Annotated in this window: 24 protein-coding genes; 13 read left to right on the top strand and 11 right to left on the bottom strand. The window is 67.2% G+C overall.

Going from position 1 to position 20,923, the window contains the following annotated elements; translation table 11 throughout:
• Window positions 1-35 precede the first annotated feature (35 nt).
• Window positions 36-1,166, top strand: coding sequence for an NAD(P)-binding domain-containing protein (locus LDO22_RS08800; RefSeq protein ID WP_224026786.1), 1,131 nt, complete (start codon window positions 36-38; stop codon window positions 1,164-1,166).
• Here the strand turns inward: LDO22_RS08800 and LDO22_RS08805 are convergent.
• The 3 genes from LDO22_RS08805 to LDO22_RS08815 all read right to left on the bottom strand — a co-directional run bounded on the left by LDO22_RS08805 (window position 1,135) and on the right by LDO22_RS08815 (window position 3,684).
• Window positions 1,135-1,836: an alpha/beta hydrolase gene (locus LDO22_RS08805; RefSeq protein ID WP_224026787.1), complete on the bottom strand. Its 702-nt coding sequence runs from the start codon at window positions 1,834-1,836 to the stop codon at window positions 1,135-1,137. The genes LDO22_RS08800 and LDO22_RS08805 overlap by 32 nt on opposite strands.
• Before the next feature lie 57 nt (window positions 1,837-1,893).
• On the bottom strand, window positions 1,894-3,111 hold the full coding sequence (locus LDO22_RS08810) for an MFS transporter (RefSeq protein WP_224026788.1): 1,218 nt from the start codon (window positions 3,109-3,111) through the stop codon (window positions 1,894-1,896).
• Window positions 3,112-3,180: 69 nt separating this feature from the next.
• Window positions 3,181-3,684, bottom strand: coding sequence for a hypothetical protein (locus tag LDO22_RS08815; protein ID WP_224026789.1), 504 nt, complete (start codon window positions 3,682-3,684; stop codon window positions 3,181-3,183).
• A gap of 75 nt (window positions 3,685-3,759) precedes the next feature.
• On the opposite strand from LDO22_RS08815, the gene LDO22_RS08820 reads away from it, so the two are divergent.
• Window positions 3,760-4,155: a calcium uniporter family protein gene (locus LDO22_RS08820; RefSeq protein ID WP_224026790.1), complete on the top strand. Its 396-nt coding sequence runs from the start codon at window positions 3,760-3,762 to the stop codon at window positions 4,153-4,155.
• 7 nt (window positions 4,156-4,162) lie between these two features.
• Here LDO22_RS08820 and LDO22_RS08825 read toward each other — a convergent pair whose 3' ends face one another.
• A complete protein-coding gene (locus LDO22_RS08825) occupies window positions 4,163-4,684 on the bottom strand; it encodes a PAS and ANTAR domain-containing protein (RefSeq protein ID WP_224026791.1) in 522 nt (173 codons plus the stop codon).
• 280 nt (window positions 4,685-4,964) lie between these two features.
• Here LDO22_RS08825 and LDO22_RS08830 point away from each other — a divergent pair, with 280 nt between their 5' ends.
• Window positions 4,965-5,306: a hypothetical protein gene (locus tag LDO22_RS08830; RefSeq protein WP_159631106.1), complete on the top strand. Its 342-nt coding sequence runs from the start codon at window positions 4,965-4,967 to the stop codon at window positions 5,304-5,306.
• A gap of 28 nt (window positions 5,307-5,334) precedes the next feature.
• On the opposite strand, the gene trxB is transcribed toward LDO22_RS08830, so the two are convergent.
• The gene (trxB, locus tag LDO22_RS08835; protein WP_159631104.1) at window positions 5,335-6,312 is read right to left on the bottom strand and encodes a thioredoxin-disulfide reductase; all 978 of its coding nucleotides are present in this window, start codon (window positions 6,310-6,312) and stop codon (window positions 5,335-5,337) included.
• A 308-nt stretch (window positions 6,313-6,620) separates the two neighbouring features.
• Here trxB and LDO22_RS08840 point away from each other — a divergent pair, with 308 nt between their 5' ends.
• On the top strand, window positions 6,621-6,944 hold the full coding sequence (locus tag LDO22_RS08840; RefSeq protein ID WP_224026792.1) for a hypothetical protein: 324 nt from the start codon (window positions 6,621-6,623) through the stop codon (window positions 6,942-6,944).
• A gap of 158 nt (window positions 6,945-7,102) precedes the next feature.
• Here the strand turns inward: LDO22_RS08840 and LDO22_RS08845 are convergent, their stop codons facing one another.
• Together LDO22_RS08845 and LDO22_RS08850 are read right to left on the bottom strand one after the other, a co-directional pair.
• Window positions 7,103-7,600: a hypothetical protein gene (locus LDO22_RS08845; protein WP_224026793.1), complete on the bottom strand. Its 498-nt coding sequence runs from the start codon at window positions 7,598-7,600 to the stop codon at window positions 7,103-7,105.
• Window positions 7,601-7,662: 62 nt separating this feature from the next.
• On the bottom strand, window positions 7,663-8,181 hold the full coding sequence (locus LDO22_RS08850) for a MarR family transcriptional regulator (protein ID WP_159631088.1): 519 nt from the start codon (window positions 8,179-8,181) through the stop codon (window positions 7,663-7,665).
• A gap of 285 nt (window positions 8,182-8,466) precedes the next feature.
• On the opposite strand from LDO22_RS08850, the gene LDO22_RS08855 reads away from it, so the two are divergent.
• On the top strand, window positions 8,467-9,159 hold the full coding sequence (locus LDO22_RS08855; RefSeq protein WP_224026794.1) for an ANTAR domain-containing protein: 693 nt from the start codon (window positions 8,467-8,469) through the stop codon (window positions 9,157-9,159).
• Window positions 9,160-9,488: 329 nt separating this feature from the next.
• Window positions 9,489-9,635, top strand: coding sequence for a hypothetical protein (locus LDO22_RS08860; protein WP_159631085.1), 147 nt, complete (start codon window positions 9,489-9,491; stop codon window positions 9,633-9,635).
• On the opposite strand, the gene LDO22_RS08865 is transcribed toward LDO22_RS08860, so the two are convergent.
• Window positions 9,632-10,903 (bottom strand): MFS transporter, encoded by a 1,272-nt coding sequence (locus LDO22_RS08865; RefSeq protein ID WP_224026795.1) that lies wholly within the window; start codon window positions 10,901-10,903, stop codon window positions 9,632-9,634. The two genes, LDO22_RS08860 and LDO22_RS08865, sit on opposite strands and share 4 nt — an antisense overlap.
• Window positions 10,887-12,212, bottom strand: coding sequence for a putative lipid II flippase FtsW (gene ftsW / locus LDO22_RS08870; protein WP_224026796.1), 1,326 nt, complete (start codon window positions 12,210-12,212; stop codon window positions 10,887-10,889). The genes LDO22_RS08865 and ftsW overlap by 17 nt, the downstream gene beginning before the upstream one ends.
• A 202-nt stretch (window positions 12,213-12,414) precedes the next feature.
• On the opposite strand from ftsW, the gene LDO22_RS08875 reads away from it, so the two are divergent.
• Genes LDO22_RS08875 through LDO22_RS08885 form a run of 3 tightly spaced genes read left to right on the top strand, consistent with a single transcriptional unit; the run spans window position 12,415 to window position 15,119 of the window.
• Window positions 12,415-13,953, top strand: coding sequence for an LCP family protein (locus LDO22_RS08875; RefSeq protein WP_224026797.1), 1,539 nt, complete (start codon window positions 12,415-12,417; stop codon window positions 13,951-13,953).
• 60 nt (window positions 13,954-14,013) lie between these two features.
• The gene (locus LDO22_RS08880) at window positions 14,014-14,340 is read left to right on the top strand and encodes a winged helix-turn-helix domain-containing protein (RefSeq protein WP_224026798.1); all 327 of its coding nucleotides are present in this window, start codon (window positions 14,014-14,016) and stop codon (window positions 14,338-14,340) included.
• Window positions 14,337-15,119, top strand: coding sequence for a cation transporter (locus LDO22_RS08885; protein WP_159631079.1), 783 nt, complete (start codon window positions 14,337-14,339; stop codon window positions 15,117-15,119). The genes LDO22_RS08880 and LDO22_RS08885 overlap by 4 nt, the downstream gene beginning before the upstream one ends.
• Here the strand turns inward: LDO22_RS08885 and LDO22_RS08890 are convergent.
• Window positions 15,116-16,294 carry an acyltransferase gene (locus LDO22_RS08890; RefSeq protein ID WP_224026799.1) on the bottom strand — a complete coding sequence of 393 codons (1,179 nt, stop codon included), beginning with the start codon at window positions 16,292-16,294 and terminating at the stop codon, window positions 15,116-15,118. The two genes, LDO22_RS08885 and LDO22_RS08890, sit on opposite strands and share 4 nt — an antisense overlap.
• 143 nt (window positions 16,295-16,437) lie before the next feature.
• Between LDO22_RS08890 and LDO22_RS21835 the strand changes: the two genes are divergently transcribed.
• A complete protein-coding gene (locus LDO22_RS21835) occupies window positions 16,438-16,875 on the top strand; it encodes a GAF domain-containing protein (RefSeq protein WP_346347082.1) in 438 nt (145 codons plus the stop codon).
• A gap of 33 nt (window positions 16,876-16,908) precedes the next feature.
• Window positions 16,909-17,175: an ANTAR domain-containing protein gene (locus LDO22_RS21840; protein WP_346347083.1), complete on the top strand. Its 267-nt coding sequence runs from the start codon at window positions 16,909-16,911 to the stop codon at window positions 17,173-17,175.
• Window positions 17,176-17,492: 317 nt separating this feature from the next.
• Here LDO22_RS21840 and LDO22_RS08900 read toward each other — a convergent pair whose 3' ends face one another.
• Entirely contained in the window at window positions 17,493-18,956 is a 1,464-nt protein-coding gene (locus tag LDO22_RS08900) for an FAD-dependent monooxygenase (RefSeq protein WP_224026800.1), read from the bottom strand.
• 187 nt (window positions 18,957-19,143) lie between these two features.
• On the opposite strand from LDO22_RS08900, the gene LDO22_RS08905 reads away from it, so the two are divergent.
• Window positions 19,144-19,479, top strand: coding sequence for a YciI family protein (locus tag LDO22_RS08905; RefSeq protein WP_224026801.1), 336 nt, complete (start codon window positions 19,144-19,146; stop codon window positions 19,477-19,479).
• Window positions 19,455-20,732 (top strand): DUF6596 domain-containing protein, encoded by a 1,278-nt coding sequence (locus LDO22_RS08910; RefSeq protein WP_224026802.1) that lies wholly within the window; start codon window positions 19,455-19,457, stop codon window positions 20,730-20,732. Before LDO22_RS08905 ends, LDO22_RS08910 begins: the two co-directional genes overlap by 25 nt.
• The last annotated feature ends 191 nt before the right edge of the window (window positions 20,733-20,923 follow it).

Consider the following 20,923-nt stretch of genomic DNA (forward strand, 5'->3'; position numbering starts at 1 on the left):
AACGCAGCGGAACAGGGGCGGAAGGGCAGGGCATCATGTCAGAGCACTTCGACACCGTGGTGATCGGCGGCGGCCAGGCAGGCCTGGCCATGGGCCACCACTTGTCCCGCGCCAAGCGTTCGTTCGTCATCCTCGATGAGAACCCGCGGACCGGAGACAGCTGGCGCACCCGCTGGGATTCCCTCAGGCTCTTCACCCCTGCCCGGTACGATGCCCTTCCCGGAACCCGCTACCCTGCCCCGCCCTGGTCTTACCCGTCGCGTGAAGAGTTTGCTGAGTACCTCAGCAGCTACGCGGAGAAGTTCGGGCTGCCGGTCCGGAACAACGTTCTGGTCAACCGCCTCAGCCACAACGGAAACAGCTTCGCCATCGAAGCGGGCGGCCTATACCTGGAAGCCGACAACGTGGTGGTGGCACCCGGCTGGGACAGAACACCCAACGTGCCGGCCTTCGCACGGCAGCTCACCCCGGACATCAAGCAACTCACGGCAGGAAGCTACAAGAACCCGAAGGACCTCGCGCCAGGACCCGTCCTGGTGGTGGGGGCCGGCAACTCCGGCGCGGACATCGCCCTGGAGCTTGCCGCCGGCCGCACGACCTACCTCTCCGGCCGGCACCCCGGCGAGATCCCCTGGCCCATCGACGCCGTGGCGGCCCGGCCCCTCACCCTCGCTGTTTTCTTCGCGTTCTCCCACGTCCTCAACCTCAACACTCCCGCCGGCCGGAAGGCCCGCCCGCAGATCCTTGCCCACAGCGGGCCACTGGTCAGGGTGAAGAACCGGGACCTGGTGCGTGCCGGCGTCGAACGCGTCCCCAGGACGGAAGGCGTCCGGGACGGCCGGCCGCTGCTGGCTGACGGACGGACACCCGATATCGCCAACGTCATCTGGTGCACCGGCTTCCGGCCGGACCTGGCGTGGATTGACCTGCCGGTGTTCGGCCCGGACGGGGAGCCGGACCAGGACCGCGGGGTGGCCAAAGCCCAGGCGGGACTGTACTTCCTGGGAGCCACGTTCCAGCAGTCGCTGGCATCCTCCATGGTGCACGGCGTGGGCAGGGACGCAGCCTTCATAGCCCGGTGCATCGCCGCCAAAGCGCCAAGCGGATCAGGGACAACGCAACTGCCCGGGGACGTCAGGCCGGAAGGTTCAACTGCTCCACAATGATGCGGGCGGTCGCGGGGTCGCCGAGGATGCGGAAATGCCCGGCCACCGGCAGCTCGATGTTGGTGGCCCCGGGCAGGACGCTCCCCTCCGGAATGTGCGGATCGAACGGTCCGTAGAGCGACGTGATGCGGCTGTTGATGGCCAACTCGCGGGACATCTGAAGGGTCAGGGCGTTCCGCGGCGAGAAGATCCGGAGGCTGGGCAGCAGCATGTACCGGGCGTAACGCGAGCCGGAAAAGGGCGAGCACACAGCGATCATCCGGTCGATCCGGTGCTCGGGATCCAGGGACAGCATGGTGTACTTGCCGATCAGGCCGCCCTTGCTGTGCGCCACCAGGATGGCATCGCGCAGCCCCGCCTCCTCCAGGTGCTGTGCCACCAGTTTGGCGGCGTCCGGCACCTTCAGTTTGTTGCGTTGGAGCACCGTGACCACATGCACCGGATGCCCGGCGTCGTGGATGGCCTGGATGAGCGGCATCATGAACTGCCAGTTTTCGTACACGCCGGGAATGATCACCACAGGCGGGCGGGTGCCGTTGCGGAAGGACGCCGGCTGCACGCGCGAGAGGAACCCGCGGACCTGCCAGCCCGCGGCGTACACATAGTCCTGCGCCCACCACACAGCCTTCTGCAGCGGACTGATGCGGGCAGCGGCGCCGGGATCACTCATGAGTCGAGAATAACCTCGGCGGGGCGCCTACCCACCAACCGGGCCCGCAAACACGCCTCAGTAGTTGCGGCGGTGCTTCAGGCGGGGAATCACGACGGCGAACACGGCCGCCGCGGCGAAGCCCAGGACGCCCGTGGCGGCGATCCCCGGACCCAGGGAGGCGAGGGCCGTCACCCCGGAGAGGAGCACCGGTCCCCCGGTGGAGCCAGCGTCCGCCATGAACCGCCAGAGGCCCAGGAACTGTCCCCGGCCGCGGTCCGGTGAGAAATCGGCGCCCAGGGTCATCACCAGCCCGGAACTGATGCCATTGCCAAACCCGATCAGCAGCGCGGCCAGCAGCAGCCCCACAAAGGACCCGGTCAGCGGAATGAGGAGCAGCGCGGTCCCCATGAGCAGCGTGGACGGAACCGCCACCCACTGCCGGCCCTTGCGGTCCATGAGTTTTCCCGCCGGGTAGAACACCAGCATGTCGATGGCGCCGGACAGCCCGTAGATCAGGGACGCTGAGGTGGCATCCATGCCAAGGTGGTCGGACCAGAGCGGGATCACCACCTGCCGGGAGGACCGCAAGGCGCTGAGCAGCAGGATGCCCATCCCCAGCGAAAGGAACACGCCGGCATGGGATACCGCGACGCTGCGGAGCGTGGGCTGGGGGCCCGCGTCCACACCCAAGCGGACCTCCGGCGTCGTAAGGTCCGGGATGGTCAGGGACAGCAGCGCGGCGGCCGCCATGGCCACCACCCCCACCCAGTAGGCGCCGGCGATGCCGAAGAACTGCATCACCGCCGCCCCCGCGAACGGCCCAATGAACACCCCGATCCGGTTCACGCCACCCAGCGTGGACAGCGCGCGGGCACGGAACGCCACGGGCACGGCCTCGGTGAGGTATTTTTGCCGCGCCAGGCCAAACACTGCCCCAGACATCCCGACGACGGTCATCGCCACGGCGAGGAGCCATAGTCCGTTCGGGGCGAGGGAGGACGTGGCGGCGGCGGCCAGGGCCAGGCCGGCTGCGACGGCGGCGCCCACGATGGACCAGCGTTCGCCGAAGCGCAGGGTCACCAGGGACGCAGGCAGGTTGAAGAACCAGGACCCTAGCCCGATCAGGGTGACGATCAGGGCGGCCACCGCCACCGAGGCGCCCAGGTCGCGGGCAGACAGTGCCACCACCGGGAGGATGGCGCCCTGCCCGATTCCGAAAAGCAGTGTGGGGCCGAAGGCGGCCACCGCAATACTGCGCAGGTTGAAGGGCTCGGGGTCATCCGGGGAAGTCATCAGATTTATCCTATGACCGCCGGATCCGCACCCCCTGCATCGCCGGCTGTCCGCGGCGCCTCGGGTGTCTTAGCGGGCCCGCGGCTCGAGCCCGGCAAGGGCACGGAACAGGTTGACCAGCTCAACAATGGCGCCGATGACCGAGCCCACGATCCCAAGAACCAGGAGCACCCGTACCACAACGGGCCAGCCGGACCAGCTGGCGCCGAAGTCGAACGGGAAGACCTCCCAGAGGCGCATCATGGCGGCCACGCCGACGCCCATGACCACCAGGTTTCCCAATGCCAGCAAGGCCCTGGCGCGAATCACCGCGCAGACCAGGTTCACGATGATGCCCGCGATCAAGGAGGCATTGATGAGGTCCAGGGCGCGGGGCATGTCCGCCGTCAGGAACGGCAGCACCCGCCACCCGGGCCAGACGTTAATCCCGTACAGCAGCAGGGCGTTGACTATGGCGGAGCCAATGCTGCCGCTACGGCTGATGGTCCTGTCCGGCATGCCCACCAGCGTGGCCCGGAGGGTAGCCTGCCCGGAAGTGCCGAAGGTCCCACCCAGCGGGGCCGCCAAATCCATGGCAGGACGACGGGCCGTTTGGCCCTGTTCCGGGGCTGCGGCTGAAAGGAATCTGGCTGGAGGAGGTGGTTGGCAATGTTCACGCTTCGCACCCTTGGCGGGATCGCCCTCCTGATGGCCGGGAGCAGTTGGCTTTGGTTGACGCCCACGTTCGCCACCCGAGGGGTGAACACGTCCGGGATCTGGTGGGGCATCACCATGGTGCTTTCGCTGCTGACAGTCCTGGGCTTCCTGGTGGCCACGTGGGGCCTGTTCGCCCGGTGGAGCTGGTGGGAATACGCGGCCCTCGGGTCGGCGGCGCTCGGCCTGGTCGCGTTGATTCCGTTCTGGGTCGCGGCAACAGGCGGCGGGGAGACCGTGGGGACCGCGGCGTGGAACGTGTTCGTGCACGTGCTGATGGTGGCCGGCGTTGCGGTGTTGTTGCTGGTCCCGCCGCTGGAACGCTGGGTCAACCAGCAGGTAATGGGCTAGCGGAACATCAGTAACCCGCCAGGACCTCGGCGGCCTTGCCGTCCGCCGCCGCGTTGACCAGTTCCTCTGCGACGATATGCAGTTTGGTGTTGGCGTGCTGGCTTCGGGTGGCCAGGACCTGGAAGGCCGCCTGGCCGTCCACACCCCGCAGTGCCATGACGATGCCTTTGGCCTGCTCAATGAGGGCCTTGTGCCCGTACGCACCCTCGATCGCTTCCTCCGCCGCGTGCTGGGATTCGATGCGCAGGCTCTGGGTCACGTCCACCATGAATCCGCGGACATACTCCACCTGCCCCGACGGCTCTGCAACGGCCTGGACCGCGGAGAAGACACGCTGTTCCCTGCCCCGGGCGTCTATGACCCGGTGGAGCAGGGCCCCTTGGCCTCCGCCGTCCAGGAGGTTCGTCCAGAGGGCACGGACCGGCTCCCGGTCCAGCGGGTGCTTGTGGGCCATGAACAGTTCCCAGCTAGGCACCACATCGCCCTTCTTAAGGCCGTGGATGCCGTACATGCCTTCGGACCACTCCATCTTTCCGGAGGGGACGTGCAGTTTAAAGGTCCCCGAGGGACACAGCGCCGGAGGCTGGAGCGGAAAGAGATACGTATCCAGTTTTGACCACATATTTTCCTTCTCAAGTCAGCCGAACCCAGCCGAAAGCAAGGCACCCACCATAACTTTACTTGCCGGCCATATGTCACATTCCATGGCAGGCTCCCCAAAATTGTGGGGGTCACAAAGGGCCCGGCGAGGAGTAGCGTTCGCCTTATGGGGCACTGAAGCGCGTCCCAATCCAAGGGGAGGTCAGTTCATGGGTGAAGTATGGATCCGCACGCTGGGCAACGGGCTGGTCCGGTCAGACCGAGTCACCGAGATTTCATCCACCCGGGGGTCCCTGCACGAGGACCGCGGGTATTCACTGAAGGTCATCGTGGACGGCAAGGGCCACGTACTGATTGACGACGGCGGGCTGCAGGGTTCGCTGCCCGAGCGGCTGGAATATGCCAGGCACATGGAGGACGCCCTGCTGCTGGCCATCGACGAGGCGCGCGAAAGCGACGCGTCCATGGTGATCTCGTACGAGCCGGAACGCGAGCGCTGGTCATCGGCCCCCGTTTCCGTATTAACGGGAAGGCTCCCCGAAGTCGTCTGACCTGGGGAGCGTTCCCGCTGCACACTGTTCAGCTGTGGGTCGGCTCCTCCACCAGCGCCGTGGCGATGCTTGCGGCATCCTCAAGCGCGGCCAGGAAGCGTTCGGCGTCCAGGGCAGCGGCGCAGCCGGTGCCGGCGGCGGTGATGGCCTGCCGGTAGCGGTGGTCCACGGCATCGCCGCAGGCGAAGACGCCGGGCAGGTTGGTGCACGTGGTGGGCGCGTCCACCTTGATGTAACCTTCGTCGTCCAGGTCCACCTGGCCTGCCACGAGTTCCGTGCGCGGCAGGTGGCCGATGGCCACGAAGATGCCGGTGGCGTCCTGGTGCCGGGTCTCACCGGTGCGGGTGTCCGTGAGGGTGACGCCGCTGACTTTTCCGTCGCCGTGAATGGCGGTGACGGCGGAGTTCCAGGCGAAGCGGATCTTGGGGTTGTCCTTGGCGCGTTGCGCCATGATGCGGGAGGCGCGCAGTTCGCCCTTGCGGACGACGACGGTGACGGACTTTCCGAAGCGGGTCAGGAAGGTTGCTTCCTCCATGGCGGAGTCGCCGCCGCCCACCACAATGATGTCCTGCTCGCGGAAGAAGAATCCGTCGCAGGTGGCGCACCAGGAGACGCCGTGCCCGCTGAACTTCTTCTCCTCCGGCAGGCCGAGTTCCTTGTAGGCGGAGCCGGTGGCCAGGATGACGGCCTGGGCCTCGTAGGTCTCCCCGCCGCCGGTGACCACGCGCTTGACGGGACCTTTCAGGTCGACGGACGTGGCGTCGTCGTACTCAATGCGCGCGCCGAACTTTTCCGCCTGCTGCTGCAGCCCGTCCATCAGTTCGGGGCCCTGGACGCCGGCCGGGAAACCCGGGAAGTTTTCCACCTCGGTGGTGTTCATCAGCGCGCCGCCGGCGGTGACGGAACCGGCCAGGACCAGGGGGTTCAGTCCGGCACGGGCGGCGTAGATGGCGGCGGTGTAGCCCGAGGGGCCGGAGCCGATGATGATCAGCTGTTCTTTGCTCATTGCGTGTCCTTCGGTGGCGGTACTGCGGTGCGTCCGCGGGCTGCGCGGGCAGGAGTCGGGTGGTCAGTAGTTTCTGTGCGTGCCCTGATCACCCCGTCCGATTGTTTCATTGCTTGGCGGGCCACGGCCAAGCAGCGGTCCGGGCTGCCAACTGGCGAACCCCAAAGTGATAGGAAACTGCGGTCGATGTAATAAACGTCACCGTGTTGCGCACATCACATCGGTTGCCTAATCTAATTGAGGCTTAAGCAAACAGGCCATGCAAGAAGCTGCAGCGTCGCAGCCAATGCCGGGGAAGGCTTTACATCTTGAACTCTAAGCTGAACATCGTGGTCCGGATCGATCTGGACCACAGCAAGGCCCAGGTGATTGCAAAGGGGCATATCACCATCCACAGCATCAACGCCCTCTACGTAGTGGCAAAGCGCGCCAACTCCCTCAGGGGAGGCCTGGACCTGGAGCTCGATATCTCCAGCGCCTGGGTGGATCCGCAAGCGCTGGATATGCTCCACGCCGCTTCCGAGAGCGGGCAGCTGCCAGCAATGATCGATCCGGACCAGGCACCATGCACCATCAGCGTGCTGGCCGACCGCCGGCATCCACGCACCGCGCCGTCCCGCCTCGCCGCATAGGACTCCCGGCCGCTCGCCGCGCCCACGCTTCGGGCCAGAGCAGGCCGCCAACCACTTCTTCCACCGCTCCAACAACCCGAAGTGCAGCTGCATCTGAACAGACGGATGGCTGCACTTCGGGGCTGTGCGGAGCCCCCGGGCCCCGCGGGGCCCAAAACTTACATCAGCGGTGATCCGCCATCCAGGAATTCCCGGAGCTCCACCGCGCTCAGGCCGGCAGCCCTGCCCAGGGCCCCCTCCCCCGCGCCGTGCTTCGAGGCGTTCCTGACTGCATTCCCGAACTGCTCCTGCGCAGCGTCGAGCTCCCACTGAAGGCTCTCCACCCGTGCCGAAGCCAGCCGGACTGCTTCCAGGGGGTCGCCGGCCGGGCTGCCGTCCTCCGTGTAGCCGCAGGTACAGGACCATTCCGATGCACCGAGCTCAAGCGGCGCCCACCCCAGGGACGCGATCGGAACCGGGCCGGAGGTCATTGCCACGCCGCAATGGAAGGGTGCGGCCGGACCGTCAAGGTCCATGGCCGGCGCCGGACCGTCCAGCAGCGCGGACACCGGGGATTCATCGAACGCACTGGGTTCAGTCGGCTGGAGTTGAAATACGTCATCGGCCTGGACGCGGATCCGTTGTCCCGCTGCCTGAGGTTCAAGTACTGCAGTCATGCGATCCGCCATCCGATAGTTTCTAAACAATGTAGCTAGTCTAACTAGGATTAGCCGCTTGTCTAGCGCAAGCCCACCACGTCACCGGGTACCACCGCATCCACAGCCTCGCGCATGCAACCCAGGAAGTGCATCACCGCTTTGATCTCCTCCACCGAAAGCGACTCGGCGGCCTCAAGCATGCGCTTGTGCATCTGGTTAAGGTTGTGCCGCACCTCCTCGTCGGCACCGGGCGTGGGCCGGATGATGACAGCCCGCCGGTCGGAGGGGTGGGGCTCACGCGTCACATGGCCGGCTGCCACCAGGCGGTCAACGAGGCTGGTCATGGACGCGGAGGTGATGCCCAGGCGGGCCGCAAGCTGGGTGGGGCGGATGCCAACGCCGGCAGCTTCCGCATCGATCAGGTACCGAAGCGCCAACAGGTCGGTCTCCCCCATCGCGGCGGAGGAGCGGGTGCGCCTTCTCATGGCACTTTCAGAGGTCCGGAACTCCCTGAGGGCGTTAATGACGTCAACAGCACCGGGCTGCGCGCCCTCGCGGGGTGGGTACCAGTAGCCTTCGCTTGCACCGTGCGGGTTCATGCGAATTCCTTCGATATCCTACTTGCTTGGCCGTCTAACAAACCCATCGTAGCCCACTTGCCGCGGCGGTGGCTCCACGGGTCAACGGCCGAACGGGTACCCGCGGAGGGCCTGCAGGAAAAGTAGAGTACCGGCTACTCGTGCCGCTGCCGCGCGGGCCCAATAGGTTTTTGTGCAACCCCCAAGGCAGTACGGCCACGGGGCAATCGCAGATGGGGGTGCAGGGTGGCTTTTGGCCCGGCAGATAATAAGGGGCCCGACCGGCAAGGGTTCCTGCTGGATTTAGTGACAGGGGCCGACGGCGAGGCAGAGTCCCTGCAAAAACTCGCCGGCGCAGCGGCCCGCTGGATGAGCACCACGGCGGGCACGCCGGTTGAGTGCGCAGCCGTGCTGCACCGGCAACGGTCCTGTACCGTCACAGCCGGAAGCACGGTGGGCACCGCCGCCCTTGCAGCCTCGGAGGACGAGCACGTGGACGGCCCCACGGCACTGGGCTCCGCCTTGGCCGCTCCGACAGTGATCGGCCAGGCAGGCGCACGCTGGCAGGCCTACCGGAAGCGGTTACTGGAGCACGGCCTCGGCGCAGCCCTTGCCCTCCCCTTGGAACTGCAGCCCGGCTCGTCCGCGGCCCTCGTTTTCCTGGGCCCACCCGACTACGGTTTCCCCGCCAGGATCCTCGCTGACGCGTCATGGTTCGGCGAGGTGGCATCACAGAGCCTGAAACTGGCCCTCGACGTGCACGGCGTAATCCGTGCGGGGGACAACCTCAAGCAGGTACTGGAGAGCAGGACCAGCATCGACGTTGCCTGCGGCGTGCTGATGGCGCAAAACCGCTGCTCCTACGCCGAAGCCTTCAGCAGGCTCGCCGGCACCTCACGGAACCGCAACCTGAAGGTGCGCAGCGTGGCGGACGGCATCCTGAAGGCGATGCCCAGTGGTGCGCCCAGAACCCGTTTCGAACCCCCGGCGATTGCCTAGGAACTGCAGCGAGCTTCCTTGTGGTCCGCGGGAGTTATGCCTGGTGCCGCGACCGCGCCCTGATAAGTCCGGCCGCCACGAGTCCTGCACATCCGAGTGAAGCCAGCATGCCGCCGAGAGCCACGATGTAATCGGTGATGGTCATTGTCCTGCGCTCCTTCCGTCCTGCCTCCGAACTGCCTGATGCGCCCAAACTACGCCGCGAAACTCAGTCTTCGCTGAAGAATCGCCAGCAGCTTTGGTCAAGATCCGGTCACGGGGCATGCGGAAATCCACATGGTTTAGGTGGGCAATCTTTCCTTTACCACGGTGTTCCGTATTATTCATGCATGTGGACTAAACAAAGCCAGAGCTTCTGCCCCACCTGCGGCAGGACCACCAATCACGTCACCCACTTCCAAAAGGACGACGCCGGTTCCCTGGTTGCGGACGTCCGCTGCGCTGAATGCCCCGAGGTCGCCGGAGCGGTCGCCTAGGAAGGTTCGTTCCCCGAAGACTGCAGCCCGGGGCGCACGGCATGAGGACGGACGACGGCGAAGATCACCAAAGCGGCTGCCTGCACTGCCGTGACGGTGATGGCCAGGGCAGGGATTGAGTACTCGTACAGCACACCGATGAGGAAGCTCCCGGCCAGCCAGGCGAGGCCGTAGCACGCAGTGAACATTCCATAGGCGCTCCCCCGCCGTGCCGCCGGAGCCAGGCCCGCCACGCCTGCCCGCATGGTGCTTTCCTGGACGCCCATGGCCGCTCCCCACACCAGCACCCCCGTGACCGCGAGCGCCGTGTTGTTGCTGAAGCCCAGCCACGGCACCGCAGCCGCCAGGACGGGCAGGACCAGAAGGACTTTCAGCCCCACCCGGTCAAAGAGCCAACCGGAGGCCAGGGCGGCCACGGCGTCCACCCCCATGGCCGCGGCGTAGAGGACAGGGACCACCGCCGGCGGGAGGAGCCCGGTGGCCACCAGGTGGAAGGACAACAGCCCGAACGTTGCATAGCCGAACATGGTCAGGCTGCTGAACGCGGCATACAGCCAGTACTGCCGGGGCATGGGAACAGCCTTCACGGAAGCGGGACCGGGTCCGCCAGGAGCAGGGAGCGCGGTGGCCGGTGATGCGTCCGCCGCCTCGTAAACGGCCGGATCCGGGACCCTTCGCCGCAGCCGGAAGAGAATCAGCATGGCCGCCAGGCCTGGAACAGCAAGCAGCAGGAACCCCGGACCATAACTGCCCGACAACGCCAGGGCCACCCCCACCAGCAGCGGCCCCAGCAGCGCTCCCACCTGGTCCAGCGCCTCGTGCAGTGCGAACGCCTTGCCCTGGCCCAGCGCCGAACCTGCCTCGGCCAGCATGGTGTCCTTCGCCGGGCTCCGGACGGCCTTGCCCAGCCGTTCCGCCAGGACCAGGAGGCAGGCAATCCAGAGCGCGTCAGTGATTCCCAGCAACGGCACGGACACGGCCGTCAGCGCGTACCCGCTGATCGCCAGTGCCCACCGCAGCCCGGGCCTGTCCGCCAGCCGCCCGAACACCAGGCGAAGGACCAGGGCCACAGCCTCCCCGGCGCCGGTGACCACGCTGACCAGGAGCGCGGACGCGCCCAGCGCACCGAGGAACGGGCCGGTAACACTCCGTGCGCCCTCGTACACCATGTCCATCAGGGCGCTGATGATCCCGAAGACCAGGATGAAGCGGATGGCGGTCATGGGCGCCGCGGGAACGCTCCCGGCGGCGCTAGCGCTGGTGGGCATGCTCCCGGACCTGCTTCACCGCACGATCAGCCACGGCACCATTCTGCCCGCCACCGTTCTGTCCGGCACCGTTCTGTCCGGCACCGCGCAAGCGGGCCCGGCCCAGGCGGGCGCCGCGGCGGACGGGGGGAGCAGTTCCTTCCGGACGGGTCACGGCAAGGATCACCCCAATCCCGGCCAGGGAGGAGACCATGGCTGAACCGCCGTAGGAGATGAACGGAAGCGGCACGCCGATCACGGGCAGCAGCCCGCTGACCATGGCGATGTTGATCACGGCCTGGCCCAGGATCCACGTGATCACGCTGCAGGCCACGGTCCTCGAGAACGTGTCCGTGGTGCGGGCAATGGTCTTGAACACGGCAATGGCCAGGATGGCGAACAGGCCCAGCACCAGGAGCGAACCGGCCAGGCCCAGTTCCTCGCCGAGGATGGAGAAGATGAAGTCGTTGTGGGCTTCCGGGATCCAGTTCCATTTCTGCCGGCTCTGCCCCAGGCCCACGCCGAACCAGCTGCCGGAGGCCAGGGCGTAGGCGCCGTGCTGCGCCTGGTAGCCCATGCCCTGCGCGTCCTCGTCGGAGCCCATGCCCAGCCAGGAGGAGATCCGGCCCATCCTGTTGCCGCTGGTGGCTGCGAGTACCAGGGCGCCCGCCGCGCAGATCAGGCCGGCCACGGAGAACACCTTCATCCGCACGCCGCCGTAGAACATGGTGGCGGCGAGGATCATCATGATGATCATGGTGGTGCCAAGGTCGTGCCCCAGCGCCACGATGCCCATGATCAGTGCTCCGGCTGGTCCCAGCGGGATGACCGCGTGCTTCCACTGCCCCAGCAGGGCCTGCTTCCGGTCCAGGATCCCGGCGCCCCAGACAATCAGCGACAGTTTGGCGAACTCGGACGGCTGCGCGGTGAAGCCTCCCACGCTCAGCCAGTTCCGGTTGCCGTTCACGGACATGCCCAGCGGCGTGAACACCAGCAGCAGGGCAAACAGGGAACCGATCAGCAGCGGCCAGCCCAGCCAGCGGATCCGCCGCACGGACATGCGCGCCAGCACCAGCATGATCACCACGCCGGCCACGGTCCACATGGCCTGCTTCAGGGGAAGATCGTACGGATTGTTTCCTGCCGCCACGGATTCCACGGACGACGCCGATGCCACCTCCACGAGTCCGATCGCCGAGAGCGTGAGGACCACCGCCAGGATCAGCGGCCGGAGGCGTCCCGGGGAGTCGTCCTCCAGCCACACCGCCAGTTTGCCCAACCCGCGCCGGGCAGGACGGCCCGTCCCGCGCTGCTTTTGTCCTGTATTCATCTGTCCGTTCCTCAGCCTGCACACCAGGGCTTCCCCCATGGCCGGGCCCATCTCCGGGGCGGGTACCGCCGAGAAGAAAGAGTACGCCCCTGCGCCCGGTGCACGGCACCGGGACACCCGCCAGGCCACGTGTTCTGGGCGAATTGCCAGCTTGGGCGTGTAGCGTAGCGGAAACCTGTCCCCTCCCGAAGGTCATTTTGTCGTGTTCGGTTCCAAAAAATCCCCCGGCCCGGAACAGGAAGCCGCCAGCCCCGCCGCCTACCCAGGCCAAGGCGAGCTGTACGCGGCCAGTTCCCGCCGCCGTCGCCCCTTCCGCCGTGCCCCGCGCTGGGTCAAGGCCGTCACCGCACTGGTGTCGGTGCTGCTCCTGGGCGTCCTGGCGTTCGGCGGCTACTGGGCCTGGCGCCTGCAGTCCAACATCAGCACCTCGGAGCTGACCGCCGGCGGCCAGCGCACCGAGGGCGCCGTGAATGACAGCACCGACCGTCTGCAGATTTTGGTGCTGGGCTCGGACACGCGGGAAGGCAACAACAGCCAGTTCGGCACGGCGGACCAGTCCTCCGGGTACGGGCAGTCGGACGTGATGATGCTGCTGGATATCTCGGCGGACAACAAGCACGTCAACGTCATCAGTTTCCCCCGTGACCTGTTGGTGGACGTGCCCGCGTGCACGGATTCCAAGACCAACCAGAAGTATCCCGAGCAGAAGAGCGCCATGATCAACAGCGCCATGGCCCAGGCCGGCATCGGCTGCGCCGTGGACACGGTGAACAAGCTCACGGGCCTGGAAGTGGACCACTTCATGATGGCTGACTTCAACGCCGTGAAGGAGCTCTCCAACGCAGTGGGCGGCGTGGAGGTCTGTGTCACCGCCGCCGTCAACGATCCCGATTCGCACCTGACGCTGCCCGCTGGCAAGTCCCAGGTGCAGGGCGACCAGGCGCTGGCGTTCCTGCGCACCCGGCACGCCTTCGCCAACGGCGGGGACCTGGGCCGCATCCAGGCCCAGCAGGGCTTCCTGGCCTCACTGAGCCGCAAGCTCAAGTCCGAGGGAACCCTGGGCAACCCGCAGAAGACGCTGACCATCGCCGATACCATCACCAAGAACCTGACGGTCGATTCGGGCTTGTCCTCCATCCCGTCGCTGCTCACCATCGCCAACCGGCTGAAGAACATCGATCCAGCCAACATCAACTTCATTACCACCCCCACGGTGCCGTCGCCGCAGGACCCCAACCGGCTGACCCTCGATGAACCGGCGGCGTCCAACTTCTTCGCCGCTCTGCGCAACAGCCCGGACCTGAGCCAGCCTGCCCCCGAGGCGCCCACGGAGACGCCCGCAACACCCGCCGCCCCGGCCTACGACAAGTCGCTGCAGCCGGTCTCCATCGCCAACGGCACCGGGGTCACGGGCCGGAGCAACGCGATTGCCGGCCTGCTCTCGGATGCCGGTTTCACCAAACTGACCAAGTTGCAGGCCCAGGCGCAGAGCCAGACCATGGTCTATTACTCCGCCGGGTTCGAGGACGTCGCTGCCGATGTGGCGGCACTGTTCGGCCTGCCGGCCACCAGCGTCCAGCAGGTGGCGAACATCCAGGGCGTGCAGCTGTACGCCGGCACGGACTTTGCCACCGGCGACAAGCCCGCTGCACCGCCGTCGTCCGCTGACTCCTCCGGCAGCGTGGTGGCGCAGACCGGCAGCGACCAGACCTGCCAGTCAGCCAACCCCACCGGCTACTAAACCAGCCCACGCAAGGGATCCATTTTTGCCTGAATACAGCAACGGCTGTACTTTGGGAGGATGCAGACACTCACCCATGCGCCCGTGCTGGCCCGCTTCGGCTATGCGGTCTCGGACCCCACCCGTGCGCGGGTGCTGTTGGCTCTTGCAGAGTCGCCGTCCTATCCCTCGGACCTGGCGGACAGCCTGAAGGTGTCCCGCCAAAGCATGTCCAACCACCTCACCTGCCTGCGTGGCTGCGGCCTGGTGGTTGCCGTGCCGGATGGGCGGCGGAGCCGGTACGAGCTGGCGGACGCGCAGATCGGTCATGCCATCAAGGACCTGCTGAACGTTGTCCTGGCTGTTGACCCTGCGTGCTGCGCGCCTGACGGGGAGTGCCTGGCGTGACCGGGGCACCTACTGAACCCAGCACGGATCGCCGGCGGATTCTGACCCGGCGGATCAGGCTCTTGGCAGCAGCCACCATCACCTACAACATCATTGAGGCCATCGTGGCACTGTGGGCCGGCGGCGCGGCTGATTCCTCCGCGCTGATCGGCTTCGGCCTGGATTCCGTGATCGAAGTGGCCTCCGCCGTGGCGCTGTCCTGGCAGTTCTCCGCCAAGGACCCCGAGCGGCGCGAGCATCTGACGCTGCGGATCATCGCCGTTTCCTTCTTCGCCCTGGCCGCCTTCGTGGCGGTGGATGCCATCCGGTCCTTGGTCGGGGCCGGGGAAGCGCAGCATTCGGTGCCGGGCATCATCATTGCGGCATTGAGCCTGGCCATCATGCCCATCCTGTCCTGGGCGCAGCGCCGTGCCGGGCGGGAACTTGGCTCCAGGACTGCTGTAGCGGACTCCAAGCAGACGCTGTTGTGCACGTACCTCTCCGCAGTGCTGCTGGTGGGCCTGGTCCTGAACAGCAGCCTGGGCTGGTGGTGGGCCGACGCCGGAGCAGCACTGGTCATCGCCGCCATTGCCGTCCGTGAAGGCATCAACGCCTGGCGCGGGGACTCCTGCTGCGCTGTTCCGCCCCGCGTGGACGCGTTGGAAGAAAGTACGGGCTGCTGCCCGGGCTGCTCCGCGTCCAGTCCCGCGTCCGCTTCTGCCGGCGGACAGCCCCTGGGCCTGCCAACCGTCAGGAACGACGGGTTTTCAGGCAGCGGACAGAGGACCAGCGGCACTTAGCCTGCTGACGCCCCTACGGATGCCCGGGAAGGGCCGGCGGAGGAAGGCACGACGGCGGGCTCCAGCTTCCGGTTCGCCCAGAGCCGGAGCGGCCGCTCAACGAAGCGGAAGGACGCGTACGCCAGCAGCACGGTGAAGGCTGCGGTCAGGGCGATGCGGAGCGGAAGGGCCGGGATGAGGGGCATCAGCAGCAGGTAGACCGGCAGGTGCCAGAGGTACATGGCGTAGGAAAGATCGCGGCCCGGGCGGGCCAGCCAGGGATGGCTGAGGATGCGCGACAGGAAACCGGCAGGCTGCAGGACCAGCGAGCCGATCAAGACGGCCGAGATCAGCGCGAGCGCCGTGGGGCCCACCGTCCAGAACGTGTTGAACCAGGCGCCGGGGGTATCGGGCTCCTTCAGCAGGAACAGCGCGGCCGCCAGGGCCAGGCCGGCAAGCGGGGCACCCCAGCGGGCCACCGATGCCATGGCGTTGTGCAGCCGGGAACCCTGCCGCACCGCGGTGAACAGCAGCGCCAGCGCGCAGCCGATCAGCAGTTCGTCGGCCCGGGTGTCCGGGCCGTTGTAGATGCGGTCCAGCGGCTTGCCCGCGTTGACCAGCAGGAACCGGTTCAGCACGAAGCCTGCGGCCAGGGCCACGGTGGCGATGGCTGTGGTGCGGACCTTCCAGAACCGGAGCATCACCAGCAACAGCAGCGGCCACACCAGGTAGAACTGCTCCTCCACGGCCAGCGTCCACGTGGGGCCCAGGGTTTCGCCGGCAATGGAGTCGCCGAACATGCCAAAATGCGCCAGGTTCATCACGTAGCCGGCAGCGGGTAGGACAAACCCCGCCTGCCCGCCCCAGCCTGAGTCGGGAAACACGACGCCTGCCGCCACGATCACAGCGCAAAGGGCCAACAGCGCCGGCCAGAGGCGGGCCAGGCGCTTGGCGTAGAAGATGCCCAGGTGCAGCCTGCCGGTGGCGATCCGTTCCTTCATGATCAGCAGCGTGATCACAAAGCCGCTGAGCGTGAAGAACACGTCCACGCCGATGGAGCCACCCGGCATGGACTCGGTTGCCGTATGGAAGAAAAACACGCCGGCAACGGCGATGATCCGGAGCCCGTCCAGGGCATGCTTGCGCCCGGCGAGGAGCCCTGTTCCGGGCGCCGCCGGACCTGCTGGTGCTGACAAATTTGCGCTGCTTGACCTCAAAACCACTAAGCAAGCATATATAACGTTTCCATAACTGCGCTGTACGGCAGCTGGGCGGCGGCTGGCAAGAGAGGGTCCGGAGCGCCCTTGTGGAGGCTGGCCGCCGCTTCTACATTGAAGGCATGGTGGACCAGGACATGGCAGAAGACCTCGAAGAGCTTGTGGACCTCATCGCCGGAATGGAGGACATCAAATCCGTCCTCGACGACCTCACCGGATATGCGGCGGCCACCATGACCAGCACCACGGGAGAGCCCATCGAGTGCGCCGTTACCCTGCACCGCCGCAAACGCACCGCCACCATCGGCGGCAGCAGCAGCAGGGCCGTGGTGCTGGACCGGATTGAACAATCGCTGGGAGACGGGCCCTGCATCGAGGCCCTCGAAACCGGGGTTCCTGTCCTGCTGGATGACGTGTCCTCGGACCCGCGGTGGCCTGAGTACCGCACGGCGCTTTCCGCCGCGGGCGTCGCCAGCTCGCTGGGCGTACCCATGAAACTGGATAACGACGCCGGCGCGGTCCTCGATTTCTTTGCTCCCGTCAGCGGACTCTTCAGTTAGCGGGCGGTCGCCGACGCGGCGAGGTTCGGCCACATGGCAGGCAAGGCGCTCCGGCTGGCCGTGCGGATTGCATCAGCGGAGCAGCGCGCCGACAACCTGAAAGCCGCGATGGACACCAGGACCGTCATCGACCTGGCCTGCGGGATCATCATGGCGCAAAACAAGTGCACCAAGGACGAAGCGTTCGACGTCCTCCGCAGCGCCTCCAACAGCAGGAACCAAAAGCTCAACGAGCTCGCCGAGGGACTGGTGAACCGCTTCTCAGGCCGCAAGGATGCGAAGGCCCACTTCGACGACTGAAGAGTCCGTGGCCCGGGGGCCAGCGACGCTGCTGGTCCCCGGAGTGTAAGACGGGATGTGGCCCACCCCCGAAAATTGGATACCCTGGGCCACATCCGCGTCGGCTTCACGGACTGTCGCATGCCTGGGAATGGTTGGCCAGCGGCCCGGAACGAGTCGGGGTGGCTGTGGAGAAGGGTTCCTTAGGCAGCAACAGATGGGCCGCCTGCCTGACCCGGGGATCAGCCTAACAAACCCGTGCCGCCTGGCAATAGGGGGCGGTCCCGCAGTTTTTGCTCAACTTCCTGCGATTAATGCATCTGTGGCGCCCGGAGGGCTCATGAACCCTTCACCGGCCCAAATTTGCCGAACCACGTGCCGAGGGCCTCGGCGAGCCCGTCCGCTGAGCCTTCGCCCACCCAGGCTACGTAACCGTCGGGCCGGACCAGGACTGCCGTTGGCGCGGCAACCGCGCCCAGCACGGGAAGCTGCCACGCGCCGTCGTACGTTGCCCGGACGTGCTGCACGTACCCGGCCCACGCGCCAGGTTCCAGCCCCGGGCCACCGAATTCCAGCAGCACCGGACGGCCCCGGTGCAGTAACCCGTACACCCTGGCCGGCCCGGCGCCAGTGGTGATGTCCAGGTCCGGCATCCGGCGGCCCAGCAGCGGGTGGCCCGGACCCACGTCGTAGGCGACGTCGAGCCCGGTGATGAGTGCCGCGATCGGAGCTCCCGCACCGTCAACGCGGAGCACCTCGCCGAGCAGGTCGCGCAGGGCTTCCTGCCGCGGATCGGACTTCTGAAAGAGGGACTGGGCCATGGTGTACTTGAGCGCCCGCTCCCCCGCCGGGTGGCGCTCCGCGTGGTAGGTGTCCAGCAGCCCGGCGCCGGAGATGCCCTGCAGCACCTGCCCCAGCTTCCAGCCCAGGTTGACGGCGTCCTGCAGCCCCAGGCCGATGCCCAGCCCGCCCGTGGGTGAATGGACATGGGCGGCATCACCGGCCAGCAGCACCCGGCCCTTCCGGTAGGACTCCGATTGCCGGGTGGCGTCCGTGAAGCGCGACAGCCACGTGGGGCTGTGGACCCCGAAGTCGGTGCCGAAGACGTCCGTCAGTGCCTGGCGCAGCTCCGCCAGGGTCGGCTCGGTGGCCGGGCCGAGGGAGCCTTCGGTCACCACCACCCGGACCACACCGCCGCCCATCGGGTACAGCCCATGAATACCGCGCCCGTCCACCTTCCCCTGCTGAACGGGCTCCCCCGCCACCTCCACCTCCGCGATCAGGCTGCTCCGCGTCGCATCCGGACCCACCATCGGAATGCCCGCTGCCCGCCGCACCATGCTGCGCCCACCGTCGGCACCCACGACGTAGCGGGCCCGCACAGGTCCGCCGGCGGCAAGTTGGACCTCCACGCCGTCGTCGTCCGCCGAAACTCCGGTGACCTCCACGCCGCGCCGGATCTCCACGCCCAGCTCCTCCACCCACTCCAGCAGCAGCCGCTCGATGTGGTTCTGGAACAACGCCAGCGTGTACGGGTGACGTGTGGGCAGCCCGCCCAGGTCCAGCTGCGTATTGCCGAAGGAGGCCGTCTGGACGGTCTTGCCCGCGGCGAGGAAGCGCTCCGCGATGCCGCGCTGGTCCAGCAGCTCAATAGTGCGCGAATGGATTCCGCCGCCGCGCGAGCCGGCCAGCTCCGGGGAGGGGCGCCGCTCCAGGACAACCGCGTCCACTCCCGCCAGCCGGAGCTCGCCCGCCAGCATCAACCCCGTGGGTCCGCAGCCCACAATCACCGCGTCATGCATACCGTCCCCGTTCTGTTCGACGGCCAGTATGCGGCCGGACGGGGGCCTTGCGGCAAGGCCCCCACTGCGAGGTACCTTGGAAATGCGGGGAGAATTTGCGTGCTGTTGTCGATTTGTGCGTCCCGTGCACGTCGTATGGGTAGGAGCCCGGTGAAGGGGCTCTGCACAAACGGCAAAGGAGCATGACATGTCCAAGTATTTGATCCTGATCTACCAGGACGAGGCCGTGGCCCGGCAGGCCGAAGGGGAATCCATCAGCGCCAGCTATCAGGAGTTCCAGCAACGGCGCGGCGCGTCCCTGCTCGGCGGCGCAGCCCTGCATCCCTCCTCCACGGCGACGTCAGTCCGCCGCGACGGGGCCGGCGGGTTCCTGGTCACGGACGGCCCGTTCGCCGAGTCGAAGGAAACCCTGGGCGGCTATTACCTCATCGAGGCAGCTGACCTCGATGAGGCGCTTGAGATCGCCAAGGAAGTTCCGGCCGGCGTCGGAGTTGAGGTGTGGCCCGTACGGGTGGCGAACTGATGCCGGAGGCCGCCAGCCCGGAGGTTGCCGCGGCGGTCGCTGACGCGCACCGCCGTGAATGGGCCTTCGTCCTGGCGGCCACGGTCCGTGTTGCCGGCAGCATCGATGACGCCGAGGAAGCCGTCCAGGAGGCGTACGCCAGCGCCTTGGCCACCTGGGGAACGAGCGGCATTCCCCGGAACCCGGGGGCGTGGCTCACGGTGGCGGCACGACGGCGGGCCCTGGACATGCACCGGCGTGCGGCAACGGCTCAACGGGCGCTGCCCAAGCTGCTTGGGCGGGAGGATGACGACGGCGGGCTGCCGGACATGGCGCCCGAAGCGGTCCCCGACGACCGGCTCCGGCTCATCTTCACCTGCTGCCATCCTGCCCTGGCACTCGACGCCCGGGTGGCACTGACGCTGCGGCTGCTGTGCGGGCTGTCCACGGCCGAGGTGGCACGGGCGTTCCTCGTCCCCGACGCGACGATGGCGGCCCGCATCACCCGTGCAAAGAAGAAGATCGCGGCGGCCAATATCCCGTACCGGGTGCCGCCGGCAGCCGAGCTGCCCGGGCGGTTGGATGGCGTGCTGTCGGTGGTGTACCTGGTGTACACCACCGGGCACACCGCCCCGTCGGGCGCTGACCTGATGCGCCGGGACCTCGCCGACCGCGGGCTGGAACTGGCCAGGATGCTGCGCGTCCTGCTTCCCGGGGACCGCGACGTGGCCGGACTCCTGGCCCTGGTCCTGCTCACCGGGGCCCGCAGGGACGCCCGGGTCGATGACCAGCATGAGGTGGTTCTCCTGGAGAACCAGGACCGCTCTAAGTGGGACCGGCAGGCCACCGCGGAAGGCGTGGCGCTCCTGCGGGAATCACTTGCCGGACGGCCTCCGGGGCGTTTCGCCCTCATGGCGGCGATCGCGGCCGTGCATGACGAGAGCCCGTCCTGGCTGGACACCGACTGGCAGGAAATCCTGGGTCTCTACGACCTGCTCATGGACAGGTGGCCATCCCCGGTGGTCCGGCTCAACCGCGCCATCGCCCTGGGTTTCGCGGCGGGTTACGCGGAAGGCCTGGCGGAACTTGATGTCCTGGGAGGCGACCCGCAGCTGGCCCGCTACCCGTATCTGGCTGCCGCACGCGGGGATTTCCTGGTCCGGCTTGGCCGCCCGGAAGAGGCACGGGTGGCGTTCGAGGAGGCGCTGATCCTCACGGACAACGACGCTGAGCGCCGGTTCCTCCATGGCCGGTTGAGCGCGTTGGGCGAGTGACGGCCGCGCATCTGAAGGTCCGCTCCCGCGTCCGCTTTTGCCAGTAGTCCAAGTAGTTCTTTGGCGCCTCGCGGCCGAAAAGACAGGTACCACCTCTTGTATCGAGGCCTGCAGACCGCAACCTAGGCTGACTTCACCGCCAAGGTAGCAACACTGGAACTACAAGTCGCCATCGCAGCACACCTGCCTGG

The sequence above is a fragment of the Arthrobacter sp. NicSoilC5 genome (genome assembly GCF_019977395.1).
In the GTDB taxonomy this organism is placed as follows: Bacteria; Actinomycetota; Actinomycetes; order Actinomycetales; family Micrococcaceae; genus Arthrobacter.

What these genes read in the sequence shown, in the direction of transcription:
- LDO22_RS08850 (WP_159631088.1), bottom strand. Translation starts at nt 8,181, where the DNA reads ATGAACCCGCACGGTGCAAGCGAAGGCTACTGGTACCCACCCCGCGAG.
- LDO22_RS08830 (WP_159631106.1), top strand. Translation starts at nt 4,965, where the DNA reads ATGGGTGAAGTATGGATCCGCACGCTGGGCAACGGGCTGGTCCGGTCA.
- LDO22_RS08905 (WP_224026801.1), top strand. Translation starts at nt 19,144, where the DNA reads ATGTCCAAGTATTTGATCCTGATCTACCAGGACGAGGCCGTGGCCCGG.
- LDO22_RS08825 (WP_224026791.1), bottom strand. Translation starts at nt 4,684, where the DNA reads ATGGAGTGGTCCGAAGGCATGTACGGCATCCACGGCCTTAAGAAGGGC.
- LDO22_RS21835 (WP_346347082.1), top strand. Translation starts at nt 16,438, where the DNA reads ATGGTGGACCAGGACATGGCAGAAGACCTCGAAGAGCTTGTGGACCTC.
- LDO22_RS08805 (WP_224026787.1), bottom strand. Translation starts at nt 1,836, where the DNA reads ATGAGTGATCCCGGCGCCGCTGCCCGCATCAGTCCGCTGCAGAAGGCT.
- LDO22_RS08800 (WP_224026786.1), top strand. Translation starts at nt 36, where the DNA reads ATGTCAGAGCACTTCGACACCGTGGTGATCGGCGGCGGCCAGGCAGGC.
- LDO22_RS08860 (WP_159631085.1), top strand. Translation starts at nt 9,489, where the DNA reads ATGTGGACTAAACAAAGCCAGAGCTTCTGCCCCACCTGCGGCAGGACC.
- LDO22_RS08865 (WP_224026795.1), bottom strand. Translation starts at nt 10,903, where the DNA reads ATGCCCACCAGCGCTAGCGCCGCCGGGAGCGTTCCCGCGGCGCCCATG.
- LDO22_RS08820 (WP_224026790.1), top strand. Translation starts at nt 3,760, where the DNA reads ATGTTCACGCTTCGCACCCTTGGCGGGATCGCCCTCCTGATGGCCGGG.
- ftsW (WP_224026796.1), bottom strand. Translation starts at nt 12,212, where the DNA reads ATGAATACAGGACAAAAGCAGCGCGGGACGGGCCGTCCTGCCCGGCGC.
- LDO22_RS08810 (WP_224026788.1), bottom strand. Translation starts at nt 3,111, where the DNA reads ATGACTTCCCCGGATGACCCCGAGCCCTTCAACCTGCGCAGTATTGCG.
- LDO22_RS08900 (WP_224026800.1), bottom strand. Translation starts at nt 18,956, where the DNA reads ATGCATGACGCGGTGATTGTGGGCTGCGGACCCACGGGGTTGATGCTG.
- LDO22_RS08815 (WP_224026789.1), bottom strand. Translation starts at nt 3,684, where the DNA reads ATGGATTTGGCGGCCCCGCTGGGTGGGACCTTCGGCACTTCCGGGCAG.
- LDO22_RS21840 (WP_346347083.1), top strand. Translation starts at nt 16,909, where the DNA reads ATGGCAGGCAAGGCGCTCCGGCTGGCCGTGCGGATTGCATCAGCGGAG.
- trxB (WP_159631104.1), bottom strand. Translation starts at nt 6,312, where the DNA reads ATGAGCAAAGAACAGCTGATCATCATCGGCTCCGGCCCCTCGGGCTAC.
- LDO22_RS08845 (WP_224026793.1), bottom strand. Translation starts at nt 7,600, where the DNA reads ATGACTGCAGTACTTGAACCTCAGGCAGCGGGACAACGGATCCGCGTC.
- LDO22_RS08880 (WP_224026798.1), top strand. Translation starts at nt 14,014, where the DNA reads ATGCAGACACTCACCCATGCGCCCGTGCTGGCCCGCTTCGGCTATGCG.